The following is an 18,383-nucleotide window of genomic DNA, read 5'->3' as shown; positions in this document are numbered from 1 at the left end:
GTTTTTATTTTTTTGAATTCAATTGGTTTAATAATTTTTCGGCAACTAATTTAGACGAAGCTGGGTTTTGACCTGTAATCAATAAACCATCTTCGACGGTATAAGGATGCCAGTCTGCTACTTTTGAATACGTTGCGCCATTGGCCTGCAAAGCATCTTCTAATAAAAAAGGAACTACGTCAGTCAAACCTACCGCTGCCTCTTCTGTGTTTGAGAATCCAGTTACTTTTTTACCTTTTACTAAAAATTCGCCATTTACTTTTACGTTTTTCAGTACAGCTGGTGAGTGACACACAAAAGCAACGGGTTTATTATTGGTATAAAATGCTTCAATCAAAGCACTTGAAGTTGCATCTGTAGCTAAATCCCATAACGGTCCGTGACCTCCTGGGTAGAAAACGGCATCATAATCAGACTCTTTTACATCGACTAATTTTTTTGTATTTTTTAGTTTTGCCAATAGCTCAGTATCAGCATCAAATCGTTTAGTATCTTCAGTTGCAGCTGAAGGATCTTCACTTTTTGGGTCAATCGGGGGTTGGCCACCTAGCGGAGTAGCGACGTCAATAGTCACTCCTTTATCTAAAAGTTCATAGTAGGGCGCAGCAAATTCTTCTGTCCAAAATCCTGTTTTCTCTCCTGTGTCACCTAATTTATCGTGACTGGTAACAACAAATAATACTTTTTTCATGTTTTTTTTATTTTGTGCAGTTGCTGTAATACAACTAACGGTTAATGCTATAATGGCAAATAGTGCGATTTTTTTCATTTCTAATTCTGTTTGTACAAATTTAGGGCGAATATGTTATTAGTAAAAATAATTTAAATTATGTTTGTAATAAATATATTTATATCATGGTCAATCTCGAATGGTATCGAACGTTTAAATCCGTTTATAAAAATGGTAATTTTTCTTTGGCTGCAAAAGAGTTATTTATCAGTCAACCTGCTGTAAGTCAGCAAATATCTATGTTAGAAGCGCATGTAGGGTATAAGCTTTTTAATCGAAAGTCAAAAGGTGTAGAACCAACGGAATATGCTAAGTTACTCAATAATTTAATCATCGAGGCGTTAGACCGATTGGAAAATGTGGAGAATGGTTTCCGTGCGAAAGCGTTTGATGCGAATCGATTAATTTCAATTGGACTTTCAAAACACTTGATGAGTAGTTTGGGAAGTGCCTTGGTTTCAAAATTTGAATTTATCGATTTTAGTTTTCATGAAAATGATACACTTTTTGAATTGGTGGATTCTAAAAAATTAGATTTTGCAGTTGTTACCAAGCAATACGATACATTTGACACCATTCAAAAAAAGGTAGGAGAAATTAAGCAAGTTGTTATTGGCTCAAACACTATCGATGCATCCGAATTAAAATCCAATATAAAAATAAAAGATTTCCCAGCAATTGAGCATTGGTTAAACGACCAAAAATGGTTCAGCCACAATGCGCAGATTCCGCATATTAAATTGTTCTGGCTGCATGTTTTTAATAAAAAACGACCTTCGATGATTCCGAATTATATCATTCCATCTGAATATGAAATGCTCGAAATAATTTCGAAAAACACCGGAATCGCTGTCGTTTGGGATTGCAATTCAAAAAGTTTAATAGTAGAAAATAAAATCCAATTGTTGTGGAACAGCAAGCAAATGCCAAGTACTGAAGTGTTTTTATTATCCGGTAAAAACGATAATTTGAATACTATTTTTGAGAATATTGAAGTAGAATTGAAAAGAATTTTGGCGTAATTACTTCTTATAAAAGTTATTGTGATCAATGTATTCCCAAACTTTTGCAGGCAATAACGGTTGCACATTTTTTCCTTTTTTTATATTGTCCCGAATAAATGTCGACGATATTTCTACAACTGGAGCGTCAATCATATGAATTTTTGGGTGATTATTGAAAGTTGCATTTTCTGTTTCCGAAACAATTGCTTCACCTGTTCGGCCTTTGGTCTCGAGTCGTGGATACACATAAATCTCGTGATGCGCCAGAATAGCTTCGTAGTTTTTCCATTTGTGCAACGACCTGAGATTGTCTTCGCCCATGATTAAGGAGAACTCATAACTTGGAAATTTTTCCTGTAAGTGAACTAAAGTGTTCACGGTGTAATTAGGCTGTGACAGCTTGAATTCAATATCCGAAGGTTTTATTTTTGGAAAATCCTCGGTAGCAAGATGTACCATTTGCAAACGATGGTAATCATCGAGCAATGTGTTTTTTTTCTTCAAAGGATTGTGTGGCGTAACCACCATCCATACCTGGTCTAAATCGGCATGTTCCGCCATGTGATTGGCAATGATGAGGTGCCCAACATGAATGGGGTTAAACGTTCCGAAATAAAGACCTATTTTCATTGACTTAGTGACTAGTGATTAGTAAAAAGTAATTAGTTTTTGAGGGTTTTAGAGAAAGCATTAATCATTTTGGATTCTTCCTCAATTTGACTTAAAATTTCTGTATACAAAGTCTTACTTGTTATAAATCCAAGTTCATTAGCAATTAGTAACTGAGTTTCAATTTCGAATAATGAGCCTCTTGAAATATCTAAAAAATGACTGAATGATTTATCCGTATTTCTTCCATAGCCTTCAGCAATATTCGAAGGAATAGATACTGAAGCTCTTTTTAACTGACTTGACAGAGCATATAATTCTTCTTGAGGAAATGATTTTACTAATTGATAAACTAAACAGACTATTTTAATCCCTTTTTGCCAAATCAATAAATCTTTGTATGATTTTATCTCACCCATTTTTAAGCTAATTACTAGTAACTTTTTACTAATTACTATTTTTTTACATAATTCTTTACCAATTGATACGCTTCTTCCAAGGCAATATCTAAATCGTAGTTTTTTATAATCACATCAAATTGTGGTGCTGTAGCCAGTTCTACAGAAGCTTTTGCAATACGCATGTTGATTTTGTCATCACTTTCGGTAGAGCGCTCCTTTAATCTTCTTTTTAGTTCATCCACGCTTGGTGGTTTCACGAAAACGGCTAAAGTTTCTTCAGGAAATTTATGCTTGATACGCAATCCGCCAGATACATCAATATCAAAAATCACATTTTTGCCTTTGGCCCAAATACGTTCTACTTCACTTTTCAAAGTTCCGTAGAAATTATCGCGGTATACTTCTTCCCATTCCAAAAAGTCTTCGTTCTTGATGTGTTTTTTAAATTCTTCGGTAGACATGAAATAATAGTCTTTTCCGCTTACTTCCTCGCCTCTTGGTGCGCGGGAAGCTGCTGAAATTGAGAATTCAAGATTTAAATCTTCTTTGTTTAATAAATGTCTAACGATAGTAGTTTTCCCTGATCCTGATGGTGCCGAAAAAACGATTAATTTTCCTCCTGTGCTCATTTTATGCTGAATTTATTTCAGTATCTGTTTATGTTTTCCTGCAAGGTTTCAAAAATCTTGTAGGTATGTTGTGAAATTAATAAACCTGCAAAGTTAAAAACAGTGCAGGTTGATAATTACAATACGTTTAATACTTGTTCCTTGATTTTCTCCAATTCGTCTTTCATTTGAACGACTAATTTTTGCATTTGTGCGTGATTGGATTTAGAACCCATCGTGTTGATTTCGCGTCCCATTTCTTGGGTAATAAAACCTAATTTTCTACCGTTAGCTTCGGTTCCGTTGATGGTTTCCAGGAAATAATCCAAGTGATTGGTTAGACGAACTTTTTCTTCGGTGATGTCTAATTTTTCTAAATAATAAATCAATTCCTGCTCAAAACGATTTTCGTCTACATTCACTTTAAGTTCTGAAATTGCAGTTTGCAAACGGTCTTTTATCGCTTGAACGCGTTCTGGATCAAGAGCCAAAGCTTCGGTCATGTATTGGCGAATGTTACCAATTCGCAATTGAAATTCTTTTTCAAGTGAAGCGCCTTCATCTCTTCTAAAGTTCAGGATGTTTTGCAACGCTTCTTCGATAACGGTTTGGATTTGTACCCAGTCGTTTTCATCGATTTCATCACGTTCTATTTTCATGGTATCCGGCATGCGAACAGCCATTTTCATAAGTTCAGTTTCATCGGCATCAGCATAGACTTCTCTTAACTGGCTGATGTATGCTTTTACAATCGGCACGTTCACTTTCGTAGAAGTTTGTTCGGCGGTACTTTCGATAAAAATAGAAAAATCTACTTTTCCTCTTTCCAGTTTTAGTGCAATTTGGTTGCGTAAACCCAATTCCATTTCGCGGTACAGCGAAGGCATTCTCACATTTAAATCTAAACCTTTACTGTTTAAAGATTTTACTTCTACCGTGATTTTTTTGGTTGGTAATTGCAAAGTCGCTTTACCAAAACCCGTCATTGATTGTATCATATAATTTTCTAAAAGAGGTCAAAGATAATAAAAAAGTGGTCAGTGGTCCGTTTTTAGTATTCAGTGACTCGGTATAAGTAAATGTTTAGTAATCAGATTTTAATTTTTGCATTCCTATAATAAGTTTTATGAATACTATAATCTACGATTTGTGCGCTGAACACTACTAGCTGATTACCGAACACTCTTCTTCTGTGTCACCAAATAAACGCCGATAAATATCAAAACTGCGGAACCAATTTTCACCAAACTCAATTCGTCTTTGCCCAAGCTTATCGCAAAAATAGTGGCGAATAGCGGTTGTAAATAAATAAAAACAGCAACCGTAGTTGGTTTTAATTCTTTCATCGAAAGCAAATTCAGCAAATACGTCAGGAAAGTCGAAAAAACGACCACAAATACTATTTTCCAGCAAATATCAACGGGGACCAAAGCCCATTCAACAGCTTGAAATTGGCTCCAGCCAAAAGGCAAAACCATAATAAATCCAAACAAATAAATCCATTTTACAAACGTAAACGCATTGTATTTGTCCATTAATTTCTTGACGATAATCAGGTAAAATCCATAGGAAATGGCGTTGACCAAAACCAGAAAATTTCCTAATCCGGCGTTTGTGGCGCTGCCAATGGATTTTCCATACAGAATGAGAAAAGCAGTCCCGATTAATCCAAGGATAATCCCAAAAACCATTCGTTTTTGCATGCGTTCCTTCATGATTAATGCCGAAAGCGTCAAAACAATCATGGGTGTTGAAACCATGATTACCGCGGCACTAATGGGAGAAGTGAGGCTTAATCCTTTGAAAAATGTAAGCATATTAAATGCCACGCCAAAGAAAGCAGCTGCAATAATTCGAGGAAAATCATTCAGCGCAATTTTTTCTTTCGGTGTAAACAACCAAACCAGCCAAAATAAAATCATCGAACCGCCGGCGCGCAACAAGATAAAACCATAGGCGTCAATGTACAATGGCATGACATCTTTGGCAATGGTAAACGTAACTCCGTAAATTATGGAGACAATTGTGGCGGCAATAAGTGCAAGATTCCTTCTAGACATTTGCAAAAGCAAGCATTACCTGATGCATGTTTTGTTGTGTGTTGCCAATGTAAATTTTGCCTTTAATGATAAAAACGGGACGACTTAAGAACGTGTAATGTTCTAAAATGTATTTTTTGTAATCGTCTTCGGTTAACGATTTATTTTTCAAATCCATCGATTTATACAATTGCGCTTTTTTGCTGAAAAGCGCTTCGTAACTTCCGGAAAGTTCGCGCATTTGCTCTAATTCTGATACAGTAATCGGATCTTGTTTGATGTCGTGAAACTTCAAGTTGTGATCTTTCGGTAATGATTTTATGATTTTTCTGCAGGTATCGCAAGAAGCGAGATAGTATATTTTGTCCATGTAAATAGCAATTTCTTTGTGCAAAGAAAATTCATTTGACACGGAAAATGATTATTTTTATCAAAAAAAATAAAAAAATGAATCAATTATTCGACGTTAGCACTACAAGCAGAAATATGGTTTCAAAATTTCTATCGGGATACAATCTTGACCAACTCAACACGATTCCGGAAGGATTTAGCAATAATTTGATTTGGAACATCGGGCATATTATCGTGTCACAACAAATGTTAGTGTACAAGCTTTCTGGTTTGCCCATGATGGTTTCTGATGAATTGGTAGAGAAATACAAAAAGGGAACCAAGCCGGAACACATTGCCACACAAGCCGAAGTGGACGAAATAAAATCGTTGTTGTTTGAAACAATCAGCCAGACCAAAGTAGATTATGACAATAAAATTTTCAAAAATTATATGGAATATACCACTTCAACTGGCAATCACGTTTTAAGAACCGCCGAGGATGCAATGGCTTTCAGTAATTTTCATGAAGGGCTTCACATTGGGATTATGATGAATATCCGAAAATTTATTTAGGTTAATGCCTATAAATATTTAGGAGCTTAATCCCGCTATTTGCTCATGTCTTTTCCTTTTTAAAGAAAAAAGTAAAAGGATATCCGCTTCCATCGGGGCTATCGATTCGTTAAAAAATTATTTGGTCTTTAAATAACGTTTCATTTTTTAAAGACCATCTATTATTTAACCGCCAAATATTCGTTCACTTCAGTATAAGGCAATAACAATTCTTTAGGTCCGTCAGCATACGATGCGGCTTCATAGGAATTGTAATAAAGCAGTAATCCTTTATCGGTATAGAAAATATTTTGGGGAAGATTGAATTTTTCGTCTTCAAACATCAATCCGGTTGCATTGATCGATTTGTTTGCAGGGATTTTATATTTGGCTCTGAATTTTTTTTCGGCGAAAGCCTTGAAAGCTTCTTTATCATTGAATAATTCGGCATTCGGAATAGATTTTCCGGTAGTTGGGTCAAAAAGTAGTGAACGCAATCCTTGGTATCCGTGAGCGCCACCGGTGTAGGTGTAATGGTTGATTTCTATATTCAAAACACTTTCGGATTGGTATTTTATGCTTCCTTTAATTTTAGCTTCCCAGCCAAAGGTATCATTAGGAAATTCTTTTTGGAGTTTCTCGTAGGAATCAATAAAAGAGGTTAATAATCCATTATAATCTGTTGATGTATATGGTTTTTCGCCAAAATAAATAATCTCTTTCAATACTGAAAACACTTTTTTATTGATGCTGTCCGCTACAATAGGGTCGTTTTTTGCAACAGGAATTTTTACGGTTATCTCAGGACAATTTTCTTTGCAGGGTAACGTTGTTTTTTTCTGAAAAGATTGGTCTTTAAAAGCCAATTCGTTTGAACAACCCGTTATTAAAAAAAGGATTACAGCAAAAATTATAAAGTGTTTCATCTCAAAATTGTTAATTATATACAAAGGTATCAACTTGTGGCTTGGTTAAAATAAATTAAAGGGTAAATTTGTGAAGTTATTTAGCATTTAAAATTAAAAAGATATGAAATTCAATACGAAAGTTATTCACGGAGGTCAGCATCATGATCCAAGTACTGGAGCAGTTATGCCACCAGTATATCAAACGTCAACATTTGTACAAACTAGCCCGGGACAACCTATAAATCCAGATTATGAGTACAGTAGAGCTGCAAATCCTACCAGAAGCGCGCTTGAAAATGCATTAGCAAGTATTGAAAATGGAACGCGAGGATTGGCTTTTTCATCAGGATTAGCAGCTACAGATTGTGTTTTGCGTTCTTTTAAAGCGGGTGATGAAATTATTGCTATGGATGATTTGTATGGTGGAACGTATCGAATGTTTACCCGTATTTATAAAAATTCAGGTATAAAATTCCATTTTGTGGATATGAATGACATCGAGAAATTCAAGTCATTAATTAATGAAAATACGAAACTGGTTTGGGTAGAAACACCAACGAATCCTTTGATGAAATTGGCAGATATTCAAGAAATTGCCAAAATTACAAAGGAAAATAAAATCCTTTTTGCAGTTGATAATACTTTTGCAACGCCTTATTTACAAAAACCATTAGACTTAGGAGCTGATATCGTGATGCATTCGGCGACGAAATATTTGGGAGGCCATTCTGATGTTATTGCCGGTGCTTTGATTGTAAAAGACGAAGCGCTGGGAGAACAATTGCATTTTCAACAATTTGCGACAGGAGCAACATTGGGACCAATGGACAGTTTCTTGGTGTTAAGAGGGATTAAAACCTTGCATCTTCGCGTGGAAAGACATTGTGAAAATGGAGGAAAAGTGGTGGAGTTTTTGAATAACCACCCAAAAGTTAAAACAGTATATTATCCGGGATTACCAAGCCATCCGTATCATGAAATTGCCAAAAAGCAAATGAGCGGTTTTGGAGGAATGGTTTCCTTTACTTTTGTTTCGGGGAAAAAAGAAGATGCAATTGATTTTCTGGAAAAATTAAAAGTTTTCACTTTGGCTGAATCTTTAGGCGGAGTGGAGTCATTAGCGAATCATCCGGCTTTGATGACACATGCATCTATTCCGGAAGACAAACGAAAAGAAGTTGGAATCACTGATGATTTGGTTCGATTAAGCGTAGGTATAGAAGATGCTGATGATTTGATTGAAGATTTGAGACAAGCATTAGCATAAATTAATATAAAAATAAAACCCCCAATTTTATCCCGAAGTGTCGGGATTAGAATTGGGGGTTTTTTATTTTTATAACGGTTGTTTAAATGCTATTGCAAGTAATAAATGTAACCTACATTGAACCAAACCAACCAATCGTTTGCTTTATTTTCTTTGTAAAGTTCCGGGTTAGGATTTAAACCATCTACCCAATTGGAGAAAAAGTATTGAAATCTTAAATCAACCATTAAATCGCGTAATGGACTTAATTTATAGCGAGTTCCCACACTGGTTATTACAGACCAAACGGTTCCACTTTCGGTAGAAAAACCATAAGGACGTCCGTCCGTTGGAGTTAAATATTTTGGGAAGGTAGTCAATGGAGTTCCTAATGGACCTAGTGTTGATGAAGCTTGAGCATTGTAATAACTGAACTGTCCTCCAAGACTGACAAAGGGCCCAAGACTTCCTGTTCTTGCAGTGAAATCACGAATACTCCAAGGGAAAAATTCAAGTTGCATCCCGATATTAGTTACGGCCGTACTCCCAGTCATTGCTTTCAATTGCTCTTTTCCTAGCGAAGGTTTGCCTTCAGTCCATTCCCCAAAATGTTGTAATTCGGTTTTATTATAAGAGAGTTCAGATCTTAATTTAAAATGATCATTAAAATAAGTTTCAGGTGTGTAGCAGTTACAGTCTGCTTTGTACGAAAAGTTGAGATAATGAATAATTCCAATTCCGATTCCTGTATTTCCGGAGTTTGTAGTAAGATCATGACGTTCCCCATAATCAGATTGAAAAGCAACTGGTCCCGCTATTATCCCTATTTCATGCGAAAAACCACCGAATTGCGCATTTGATTCAGGTGAAAATCCAAAACAGATTAATAATAAAAGGATTGTTTGTTTGACCATTAGGCTTGTTTTTCTAATCTTGACAAATATATAAAAACATCATACACATATAAAAATAAAAATAAAATTAAAAATAATCAGACAAATTCTTATTTACTTACGAAAGTGGTAGTCATTTGGTTTAAATGAGGATATGATAAACACTATTGTCTAAAAATGGGTAATAAAAAGATAATTCTATTTATAAAATAGAAAAAACAGAGTCCGAATATTTTTATAAAATGTATCTTTGTACATTATAACGAAATCGTTTTCTTAATTAATTATTTATAATCTATGTTACTAAAAATAAATGATTTTATGGCTCAAGTTGAGGCCAAGAATCCAAATGAACCTGAATTTATTCAAGCTGTTAGGGAATTTGCAGAGACTGTAATTCCATTTATTGCAGAGCAAAAAAAATACGACGGAAAAAATTTGCTTCTTAGAATAGCGGAGCCGGAACGTTCTATTATTTTTCGTGTTCCTTGGGTAGACGATAAAGGAGAAATTCAGGTAAATAGAGGTTTCAGAATTCAAATGAATTCAGCAATTGGACCTTACAAAGGTGGGATTCGTTTTCACCATACTGTAAATTTATCAGTACTTAAATTTTTAGCTTTTGAACAAGTATTCAAAAACAGTTTGACTACTTTGCCAATGGGTGGAGGAAAAGGAGGGTCTGATTTTGATCCACAAGGAAAATCTGATGGGGAAGTGATGCGTTTTTGCCAGTCTTTCATGACTGAATTGTGCAGACACATTGGGCCACAATTAGACGTTCCTGCTGGAGATATTGGAGTTGGAGCCAGAGAAATTGGATATTTATTTGGTCAATACAAGAGAATAAGAAATGAATTTACCGGAGTTTTAACTGGAAAAGGATTGGCTTATGGTGGTTCTTTAATCAGACCGGAAGCAACAGGTTACGGAGTAGTTTATTTTGCAGAACAAATGCTGAATACTATTGGTCAAAACATCAAAGGGAAAAGAGTATCTATTTCTGGTTTTGGAAACGTTGCTTGGGGAGTAGCCTTGAAAGTAAATGATCTTGGAGGGAAAGTAGTTACTATTTCTGGTCCTGATGGTTATATTTATGATGAAGAAGGAATCTCAGGAGATAAAATTGACTTTATGCTTGAATTGAGAGCAAGAGGAGATAACAGAGCCGAAGCTTATTTAGAAAAATATCCAAACGCAGTTTTCCACAAAGGAAAAAGCGTATGGGAAGTAAAAGTTGATGTTGCAATACCTTGTGCTACTCAAAATGAGTTAAACGAGGAAGATGCTAAACATTTAATTGCTAATGGAGTTATTTGTGTAACTGAGGCGGCAAATATGCCATGTACTTTAGAAGCGATCAAATTGTTCTTGAAAGCGAAAGTACTTTTTGCTCCTGGTAAAGCAGCAAATGCAGGTGGTGTTGCAGCTTCAGGATTAGAAATGACACAAAACTCTATTCGTTTAAACTGGACCAGTGAAGAAGTGGATTCCAGATTAAAAGAAATCATGGTTGGAATACACAATCAATGTAAAAGATACGGTACTGACGAAGAAGGTTATGTGAACTATGTAAAAGGTGCAAACATTGCCGGATTTGTAAAAGTAGCTGATGCTATGCTTGCTCAAGGAGTGGTGTAATATTGTTTTGATTAAGGAATTTTGATACTTTATATTTAAGATTTTTGATTAACGATTTTTGATTTCAGATTTGCAAAAAGATGAAATTATTTAAAAATTTAATTTTTATAATAAAATGGGTCGTTAATTTTAAAATAAATCGGAAATCAAAAATCGTTAATCATCACTCAAAAATCTCTTACTTAAAAGCCTTTCACCATCCCGAAGCTCGGGATTGGATGAAAGGCTTTTTTTTGCGTAACAAAATGCTAAGACTTTCGTTTGTTCTATATTTGTAAACCAATATTAATGCAAATAATGAAAAAGAGCGTTTTATATTTTTTGCTTTTACTTTTTATCCAAATGGGTTTTGCCCAAAGCAACTTGTCGTGGCAAGGTTATTTCTCTTACAATGAAATTAAAGATGTATCAGAATCTGGAACGGCTGTTTTTGCTGCTTCCGAAAATGCATTGTTTTCAAAAAATTTAGCGACAAACGTAATTAAAACAACGAATACTATTGACGGGCTTTCCGGACAAACAATTTCGGCGCTATACTATAGTACAACATTCAATAAAACAATTGTAGGATACGAAAACGGACTGATAATCGTGATTAACGAAGCTGATGGAAGCATCCTGAATGTTGTCGACATTATCAATAAACAACTTCCTCCTAATATAAAAAAAGTCAATCATTTTATGGAGTTTGAGGGTATTGCCTATGTCTCCTGTGATTTTGGGATTGTTCAATTTAATTTGGCTACCATGCAATTTGGAGACACTTATTTTATTGGCGACAATGGAGCTGAAATCAGGGTGAACCAAACGGCACTTTTTAACGGATTTATTTATGCTGCTACAAATAACGGGATAAGAAGAGCCGATATTTCTAATAAAAACCTAATCGATTACAATCAATGGGGAACAATTGCTGCGGGAAACTGGTCAAGTGTAGTGACTTTTGGTACAGATTTGTATGCCATTAATGCTGCGGGATACATTCATAAATTTAATTCTGGGTCTAATTCCTTTACAGGATTTATCCAGCTTTCTCAGCCTTCATTGGATATGAGAGCAACAGTAGATTATTTAATTGTAACGACTTCAAGCAGCATTTATATTTACAACAATCAAATGGCATTGGTACGCCAAATAAATACAAATCAAATCCCGGACAGTAACCCAAGTTTTACGTGTGCCACAATAATAGGGGATGCAATTTTTATTGGAACAAAAGAAAATGGATTGATTGCTGCTTCGCTTTCTTCGACAGTAACTTTCGAAAACATAACGCCTATTGGTCCTTCGCGCAACAATATATTTGCACTTCAAGCCACAACAAGTGTGCTTTGGACAGTTTATGGGGATTATACAGCAGATTATAATCCGTATCCGTTAGACAGTTACGGTATTAGTAAATTTAGTGAAACGGGATGGCTGAATATTCCGTATGAAGAAGTTTTAGGAGCACAATCGATGACCAGAATTACGGTAAATCCAAGCAATGAAAACGAAGTATATGCGAGTTCTTTTTTTTCGGGTTTACTAAAAATTGAAAATGACATCCCTACAATTTTATACAATCAGACCAATAGTGGCTTAGAGTCTTTGACCTTTGTGGGCCCTACTTATATAGACATAAGGGTTAATGGAACGGCATTTGATAAATCAGGAAATCTTTGGGTTACCACCAGCCGAATAAAAAATGGACTGAAAGTGTTTAAATCCAATGGTCAATGGCAAAGTTATGCTATGGAAAATATCCTGGATTCGGCTATTGATAATAATTTTGGTACAATTGCCATTGATAAAAATGGAACGAAATGGCTTTCTACAAGTGAAGATGGGGTTATTGGTTTTAATGAAAGTACCAATGTATTCAAGAAAATAACAACTGGTTCTGATGCCGGGAATTTGCCTGTTTCAAATGTAAAAGTAGTTGCGGTGGATAATAGAAACCAGCTTTGGATAGGAACCACAAAAGGATTGCGTGTTTTGCCGAATGTAGGCAGTTTTCAAACAGAAGACCAAATGACAACGAATCCCATCATTATTTTAGAGGATAATCTGGCGCAAGAGCTCTTGTACGAACAATTTATTACTGATATTGCTGTTGATGGAGCAAACAATAAATGGATTGGTACTGCCGATTCAGGTTTGTTTTTGGTCTCGCCAAACGGTCAGGAAACCAAATATCATTTTACGATAAATAATTCGCCGTTGCCCAGCAATGTTATAAATGATATTGGTATTAATAGCGCTACGGGCGAAGTTTTTATAGCTACTGCCAAAGGTTTGGTTTCTTTCAAAGGAACTGCGACTGCGCCAAATGATGATTTAAGTAACGCGTATGTATATCCAAATCCAGTGCGGCCGGAATACCAAGGAACGGTTAAAATTGCCGGATTACTGGATAAAGCCAATGTTAAAATTACCGATATCGAAGGAAATCTGGTATATGAAACCATTTCCGAAGGCGGAACAATAGAATGGGATACCACCGCTTTTGGGAAATATAAAGTCGCTTCGGGTGTGTATATGATTTTTATTTCGGCACAAGACGGAGTGGAAACCAAAGTTAAAAAAGTAATGATAATAAGGTAATTTGTTTATGGTTTTGAGTTTGGTTTGTCGTTACAACCCAAAACTTTAAACTTTAAACTTTAAACAAAAAAAATGCTCGTAAAAACAAAAGCCATTGTCCTTTCATCCTTAAAATTTCAAGAAAAAAGCTTGATTGTGAAATGCTTTACGCTGTCTCATGGTTTAAAATCGTATTTCGTTCGGGATGCTTTTTCGAGCCGAAAAGCCAATCAGAAAATCGCCTATTTTCAGCCGTTGACCATTCTCGAAATTGAAGCGGTTCACAAAAATAAAGGAACTTTAGAAAATTTCAAGGAAATAAAAATTGCCTCAGCTTTTCATTCGATACATTCGGATATTTATAAAAGTACAATTGTGATGTTCATTTCGGAAATGTTGCACCATTCTATTCACGAAGAAGAAACGAATGAGCATTTGTTTACGTTTCTGGAAACAGCATTGCACTGGCTCGATAATCATGATGAAATTGCTAATTTTCATCTGATTTTATTATTGGAAACCACAAAATATTTGGGTTTTTATCCTGATATTTCTGATATGGATATGCCTTTTTTTGAAATGACTGAAGGTATTTTTACACCCTTTCATGCCATCAGTTCACTCACGGAACATGAAAGCAATTTGTTCAAAAAACTGATCGATTTGAAATTCGATAACAATCAAAAAATATTCCATGTCATTGAAAGACAAATTGTTTTAAGAATACTTATTGATTACTATAGTTTTCACTTGGACGGCTTTAAAAAACCAAAATCATTAGACGTTTTGAAAGAAGTTTTCTCTTAGAAAGCAATAAAAGGATATTTTGATTCCATTTTATCGAATTATCTGTCCAATTTCGTCTATTTTTTCTCTTCTTTTCTTTCTTTTATTCAAAATTCCTTACTTTCGCACCTCGATTTAGAAAAGGATAAAATGAGCACAAAATTTACTGAATACAAAGGACTTGACTTACCAACTGTAGCGTCAGAAGTACTTGATTTTTGGAAGAAAGAAAATATATTTGAGAAAAGCGTAACCACTCGCGAAGGAAACCAACCATTCGTATTTTTTGAAGGTCCGCCTTCGGCAAATGGATTGCCTGGAATTCACCACGTAATGGCGCGTGCGATTAAAGATATTTTTTGCAGATATAAAACTCAAAAGGGGTTTCAAGTAAAGCGTAAAGCGGGCTGGGACACTCATGGTTTGCCTGTGGAATTAGGTACCGAGAAAGAATTAGGAATTACCAAAGAAGATATTGGAAAGACCATTTCCATCGAAGAATATAACGAAGCGTGTAAAAAAACCGTGATGCGTTATACGGACGTATGGAATGATTTGACCGAAAAAATGGGGTATTGGGTAGATATGGAAGATCCGTATGTGACCTATAAATCCAAATATATGGAAACGGTTTGGTGGATTTTGAAACAAATCTACAACAAGGATTTGATGTACAAAGGCTACACCATTCAGCCGTATTCTCCAAAAGCAGGAACAGGATTGTCTTCTCATGAAGTAAACCAACCGGGAAGTTATAGAGATGTAACGGACACGACGGTTGTGGCACAATTTAAAGTGATTGATGCACACAAAGAATTGTTGTTCTCTAAGTTTTATGATTACATCAGTTCGAATAATTTAATGCATTATAAGTTAGAAGCTTTGGATTTAGACGAAGTTTTTATCTTGGCTTGGACAACAACACCTTGGACATTGCCAAGTAATACTGCTTTGACTGTAGGTCCAAAAATCGAATATGCTTTAGTAAGAACATTCAATCAATATACATTTCGTCCGGCAACATTGATTTTAGCTAAGAATTTAGTTGGAAAACAATTCGGAAAGGGTTTCTTCGAAAGTACAGAACCTGCTGATTTTGAAAATTTCAAAGAAGGCGATAAAAAAATACCGTTTCAGGTTTTGGCTGAATGTAAAGGGTCTGATTTGGTTGACATTCGTTACGAACAATTAATGCCTTTAGTGCTTCCCTATCAAAATGCTGAAAATGCTTTTAGAGTAATTTCAGGAGATTTTGTAACTACGGAAGATGGAACGGGAATCGTGCATACTTCACCTACTTTTGGTGCTGATGATGCAAAAGTGGCTAAAGAAGCTACACCAGAAGTCCCGCCAATGTTAGTTCTTGATGAAAATGGAACTCCGGTTCCGTTAGTAGATTTACAAGGAAAATTCACTTCGCATGTAGGGGAATATGCCGGTAAATATGTGAAAAATGAATATTATAACGAAGGTGAAGCTCCGGAACGTTCCGTAGATGTTGAGATCGCCATTCGATTAAAAGAAGAAAACAGAGCATTTAAAGTAGAGAAATATGTCCACAGTTATCCGCATTGTTGGAGAACAGACAAACCTATTTTATACTATCCTTTAGATTCTTGGTTTATAAAAATCTCAGAAGTTAAAGACAGAATGTTCGACTTGAACGAAACCATCAACTGGAAGCCAAAAGCGACTGGAGAAGGACGTTTTGGGAATTGGTTGAAAAATGCGAATGACTGGAATTTATCGCGTTCAAGATATTGGGGAATTCCATTGCCAATTTGGAGAACTGAAGAAGGAACCGAAGAGATTCTGATTGGTTCAGTAGAAGAATTATACAACGAAATTGAAAAATCAATCGCTGCAGGTTTCCAAAAAGAAAATCCTTTCAAAGGTTTTGAAATTGGAAATATGGCAGAATCCAATTATGATTTAGTTGATTTACATAAAAATGTAGTTGATGAAATCACCTTGGTTTCGGCTTCTGGAAAGCCAATGACGCGTGAAGCGGACTTGATTGATGTTTGGTTTGATTCAGGTTCCATGCCGTATGCACAATGGCATTATCCTTTTGAGAACAAAGATAAAATAGATCAAAACAAAGATTTTCCTGCGGATTTCATCGCAGAAGGAGTCGATCAAACACGTGGTTGGTTTTATACCTTGCACGCTATTGGAACATTAGTTTTTGACAAAGTCGCTTATAAAAATGTAGTTTCTAACGGATTGGTCTTGGACAAAAACGGACAAAAAATGTCCAAACGTTTAGGGAATGCCGCAGATCCATTCGAAACATTAAAAGAATACGGTCCAGATGCGACGCGCTGGTATATGATTTCCAATGCGAATCCTTGGGACAATTTGAAATTTGATTTAGAAGGAATTGCTGAGGTGCGCAGAAAATTCTTCGGAACCTTGTACAACACGTATTCGTTCTTTAGTTTGTATGCGAATATTGATGGTTTCAAATTTGAAGAAGCGGAAATTCCGTTAAACGAAAGACCGGAAATAGATCAATGGATCATGTCAGAATTGAACACCTTGATAAAAGATGTTGATAGCTATTATGCGGATTATGAACCAACGAAAGCAGCTCGTGCAATCTCTGAATTTGTACAGGAAAACTTGAGTAACTGGTACGTTCGTTTGTGCAGGAGACGCTTCTGGAAAGGGGAATATGCACAAGACAAAATTGCGGCGTATCAAACTTTATACACCTGTTTGTTAACCATAAGTAAACTAGGTGCGCCAATCGCTCCGTTCTTTATGGACAAACTTTACAGAGACTTAACTTTAGCAACACAGTCGGAAAAATATGACAGTGTACATTTGGCGGAGTTTCCAATTTCGGTTGAAAACTATGTTAATAAAATGTTAGAGAGCAAAATGCAGAAAGCACAAACCATTTCATCATTGGTTTTATCACTCCGAAAAAAGGAAATGATAAAGGTACGCCAACCGTTGCAAAAGGTAATGATTCCAGTACTTGACGACAATCAAAGAGCTGAAATTGAGGCTATTTCTGACCTTGTAAAAGCAGAGGTAAATGTGAAAGAAATCGTACTTTTAGACGATGCTTCCGGTGTTTTGGTGAAACAGATTAAGCCTAATTTTAAGACACTAGGGCCCCGTTTTGGAAAGGATATGGGCTTGATTTCTAAGGAAATACAAGGGTTTTCGAAAGAGCAAATTAGTCAGTTGGATAAGGAAGGAAGCCTGAATATTGTTATTGCAGGAAATAACGTAATTTTAACTTTAGAAGATGTAGAAATAACATCACAGGATATTGAAGGTTGGTTAGTAGCCAATTCAAACGGAATAACGGTTGCGCTTGACATTACAATTTCTGAAGAATTAAAACAAGAAGGAATTTCCAGAGAATTAGTAAACAGAATTCAGAATATCCGTAAAGATTCCGGATTTGAAGTTACTGATAAAATTAAAGTTCAATTGAAAAGAAATGGAATTCTAGAAGAGGCGATTCTTAAAAATGAAGCGTATATAAAATCAGAAACATTAACCAGCGATTTGGTTTTTGTAGATGAAATAGAAAACGGTACAGAAATTGAGTTTGACGAAATAAAAACAATGATATTAATTTCAAAATAATACAAAGATGGTAGATGAAGCTACAAAATACTCTGAAGCTGATTTAGCAGAGTTCAAAGAGATAATCCTTAACAAAATTCAAAAAGCACAATTAGATTTAGATTTGATAAAAAGTGCGTATATGAATGATTTAAATAACGGAACTGACGATACTTCGCCAACATTCAAAGCTTTTGAAGAAGGAAGCGAAACAATGTCTAAAGAAGCAAACTCACAACTGGCGATTCGTCAGGAGAAGTTTATCCGTGATTTGAAAAATGCACTCTTCCGTGTAGAAAATAAAACTTACGGAGTTTGTAAAGTTACAGGCAAATTAATTGGGAAAGAAAGATTAAAAATCGTTCCTCATGCAACAATGAGTATCGAAGCAAAGAACTTGCAACGATAAGCCTCTTGTTAAACAAGATTTAACGCTCCATTGGGAGCGTTTTTTTTGATTAAATTGTTATTTTTGCGCCA

Annotated in this window: 17 protein-coding genes; 8 read left to right on the top strand and 9 right to left on the bottom strand. The window is 35.4% G+C overall.

Annotated features, from left to right (window positions below):
• Window positions 1-4: 4 nt before the first annotated feature.
• The gene (locus QLS65_RS03740) at window positions 5-769 is read right to left on the bottom strand and encodes a type 1 glutamine amidotransferase domain-containing protein (RefSeq protein ID WP_282711081.1); all 765 of its coding nucleotides are present in this window, start codon (window positions 767-769) and stop codon (window positions 5-7) included.
• 86 nt (window positions 770-855) lie between these two features.
• On the opposite strand from QLS65_RS03740, the gene QLS65_RS03735 reads away from it, so the two are divergent.
• Window positions 856-1,752, top strand: coding sequence for a LysR family transcriptional regulator (locus tag QLS65_RS03735; protein ID WP_282715287.1), 897 nt, complete (start codon window positions 856-858; stop codon window positions 1,750-1,752).
• On the opposite strand, the gene nadD is transcribed toward QLS65_RS03735, so the two are convergent.
• The 6 genes from nadD to QLS65_RS03705 all read right to left on the bottom strand — a co-directional run bounded on the left by nadD (window position 1,753) and on the right by QLS65_RS03705 (window position 5,761).
• A complete protein-coding gene (gene nadD, locus QLS65_RS03730; RefSeq protein WP_282715285.1) occupies window positions 1,753-2,364 on the bottom strand; it encodes a nicotinate (nicotinamide) nucleotide adenylyltransferase in 612 nt (203 codons plus the stop codon).
• Window positions 2,365-2,396: 32 nt separating this feature from the next.
• Entirely contained in the window at window positions 2,397-2,762 is a 366-nt protein-coding gene (locus QLS65_RS03725) for a four helix bundle protein (protein WP_099714094.1), read from the bottom strand.
• 35 nt (window positions 2,763-2,797) lie between these two features.
• Entirely contained in the window at window positions 2,798-3,373 is a 576-nt protein-coding gene (gene gmk, locus QLS65_RS03720) for a guanylate kinase (protein WP_282715282.1), read from the bottom strand.
• Window positions 3,374-3,489: 116 nt separating this feature from the next.
• On the bottom strand, window positions 3,490-4,350 hold the full coding sequence (locus QLS65_RS03715; protein WP_121343029.1) for a YicC/YloC family endoribonuclease: 861 nt from the start codon (window positions 4,348-4,350) through the stop codon (window positions 3,490-3,492).
• A 174-nt stretch (window positions 4,351-4,524) separates the two neighbouring features.
• Window positions 4,525-5,412 carry a DMT family transporter gene (locus tag QLS65_RS03710; protein ID WP_282715280.1) on the bottom strand — a complete coding sequence of 296 codons (888 nt, stop codon included), beginning with the start codon at window positions 5,410-5,412 and terminating at the stop codon, window positions 4,525-4,527.
• On the bottom strand, window positions 5,405-5,761 hold the full coding sequence (locus QLS65_RS03705; RefSeq protein ID WP_282711075.1) for an arsenate reductase family protein: 357 nt from the start codon (window positions 5,759-5,761) through the stop codon (window positions 5,405-5,407). The genes QLS65_RS03710 and QLS65_RS03705 overlap by 8 nt, the downstream gene beginning before the upstream one ends.
• Before the next feature lie 77 nt (window positions 5,762-5,838).
• On the opposite strand from QLS65_RS03705, the gene QLS65_RS03700 reads away from it, so the two are divergent.
• The gene (locus tag QLS65_RS03700) at window positions 5,839-6,297 is read left to right on the top strand and encodes a DinB family protein (RefSeq protein WP_282711074.1); all 459 of its coding nucleotides are present in this window, start codon (window positions 5,839-5,841) and stop codon (window positions 6,295-6,297) included.
• A 161-nt stretch (window positions 6,298-6,458) separates the two neighbouring features.
• On the opposite strand, the gene QLS65_RS03695 is transcribed toward QLS65_RS03700, so the two are convergent.
• A complete protein-coding gene (locus tag QLS65_RS03695) occupies window positions 6,459-7,202 on the bottom strand; it encodes a DUF3298 and DUF4163 domain-containing protein (protein ID WP_282715277.1) in 744 nt (247 codons plus the stop codon).
• Window positions 7,203-7,305: 103 nt separating this feature from the next.
• Between QLS65_RS03695 and QLS65_RS03690 the strand changes: the two genes are divergently transcribed.
• Window positions 7,306-8,451, top strand: coding sequence for a cystathionine gamma-synthase (locus QLS65_RS03690; protein ID WP_282715275.1), 1,146 nt, complete (start codon window positions 7,306-7,308; stop codon window positions 8,449-8,451).
• 89 nt (window positions 8,452-8,540) lie between these two features.
• Here QLS65_RS03690 and QLS65_RS03685 read toward each other — a convergent pair whose 3' ends face one another.
• Window positions 8,541-9,344, bottom strand: a complete 804-nt coding sequence (locus QLS65_RS03685) for a THC0290_0291 family protein (protein WP_282715273.1) — start codon at window positions 9,342-9,344, stop codon at window positions 8,541-8,543.
• Between the two features lie 276 nt (window positions 9,345-9,620).
• Between QLS65_RS03685 and gdhA the strand changes: the two genes are divergently transcribed.
• From gdhA to QLS65_RS03660, 5 genes are all read left to right on the top strand, one after another.
• Window positions 9,621-10,964: an NADP-specific glutamate dehydrogenase gene (gdhA, locus tag QLS65_RS03680; protein WP_099714104.1), complete on the top strand. Its 1,344-nt coding sequence runs from the start codon at window positions 9,621-9,623 to the stop codon at window positions 10,962-10,964.
• Window positions 10,965-11,261: 297 nt separating this feature from the next.
• Complete coding sequence (gene porZ / locus QLS65_RS03675; protein ID WP_282715267.1) at window positions 11,262-13,550, top strand: type IX secretion system anionic LPS delivery protein PorZ; 2,289 nt, start codon at window positions 11,262-11,264, stop codon at window positions 13,548-13,550.
• A gap of 72 nt (window positions 13,551-13,622) precedes the next feature.
• Window positions 13,623-14,336, top strand: a complete 714-nt coding sequence (gene recO / locus QLS65_RS03670) for a DNA repair protein RecO (RefSeq protein ID WP_282711068.1) — start codon at window positions 13,623-13,625, stop codon at window positions 14,334-14,336.
• A 129-nt stretch (window positions 14,337-14,465) separates the two neighbouring features.
• Window positions 14,466-17,924, top strand: a complete 3,459-nt coding sequence (ileS, locus tag QLS65_RS03665; protein ID WP_282715265.1) for an isoleucine--tRNA ligase — start codon at window positions 14,466-14,468, stop codon at window positions 17,922-17,924.
• A 7-nt stretch (window positions 17,925-17,931) separates the two neighbouring features.
• The gene (locus QLS65_RS03660; protein ID WP_099714108.1) at window positions 17,932-18,312 is read left to right on the top strand and encodes a TraR/DksA family transcriptional regulator; all 381 of its coding nucleotides are present in this window, start codon (window positions 17,932-17,934) and stop codon (window positions 18,310-18,312) included.
• Window positions 18,313-18,383: the final 71 nt, after the last annotated feature.

Source organism: Flavobacterium algoritolerans (genome assembly GCF_030010385.1).
GTDB classification, from domain to species: domain Bacteria; phylum Bacteroidota; class Bacteroidia; order Flavobacteriales; family Flavobacteriaceae; genus Flavobacterium; species Flavobacterium algoritolerans.
Note: the sequence above shows the minus strand (reverse complement) of the source record. Positions and strands in the feature narration are given on the sequence as shown.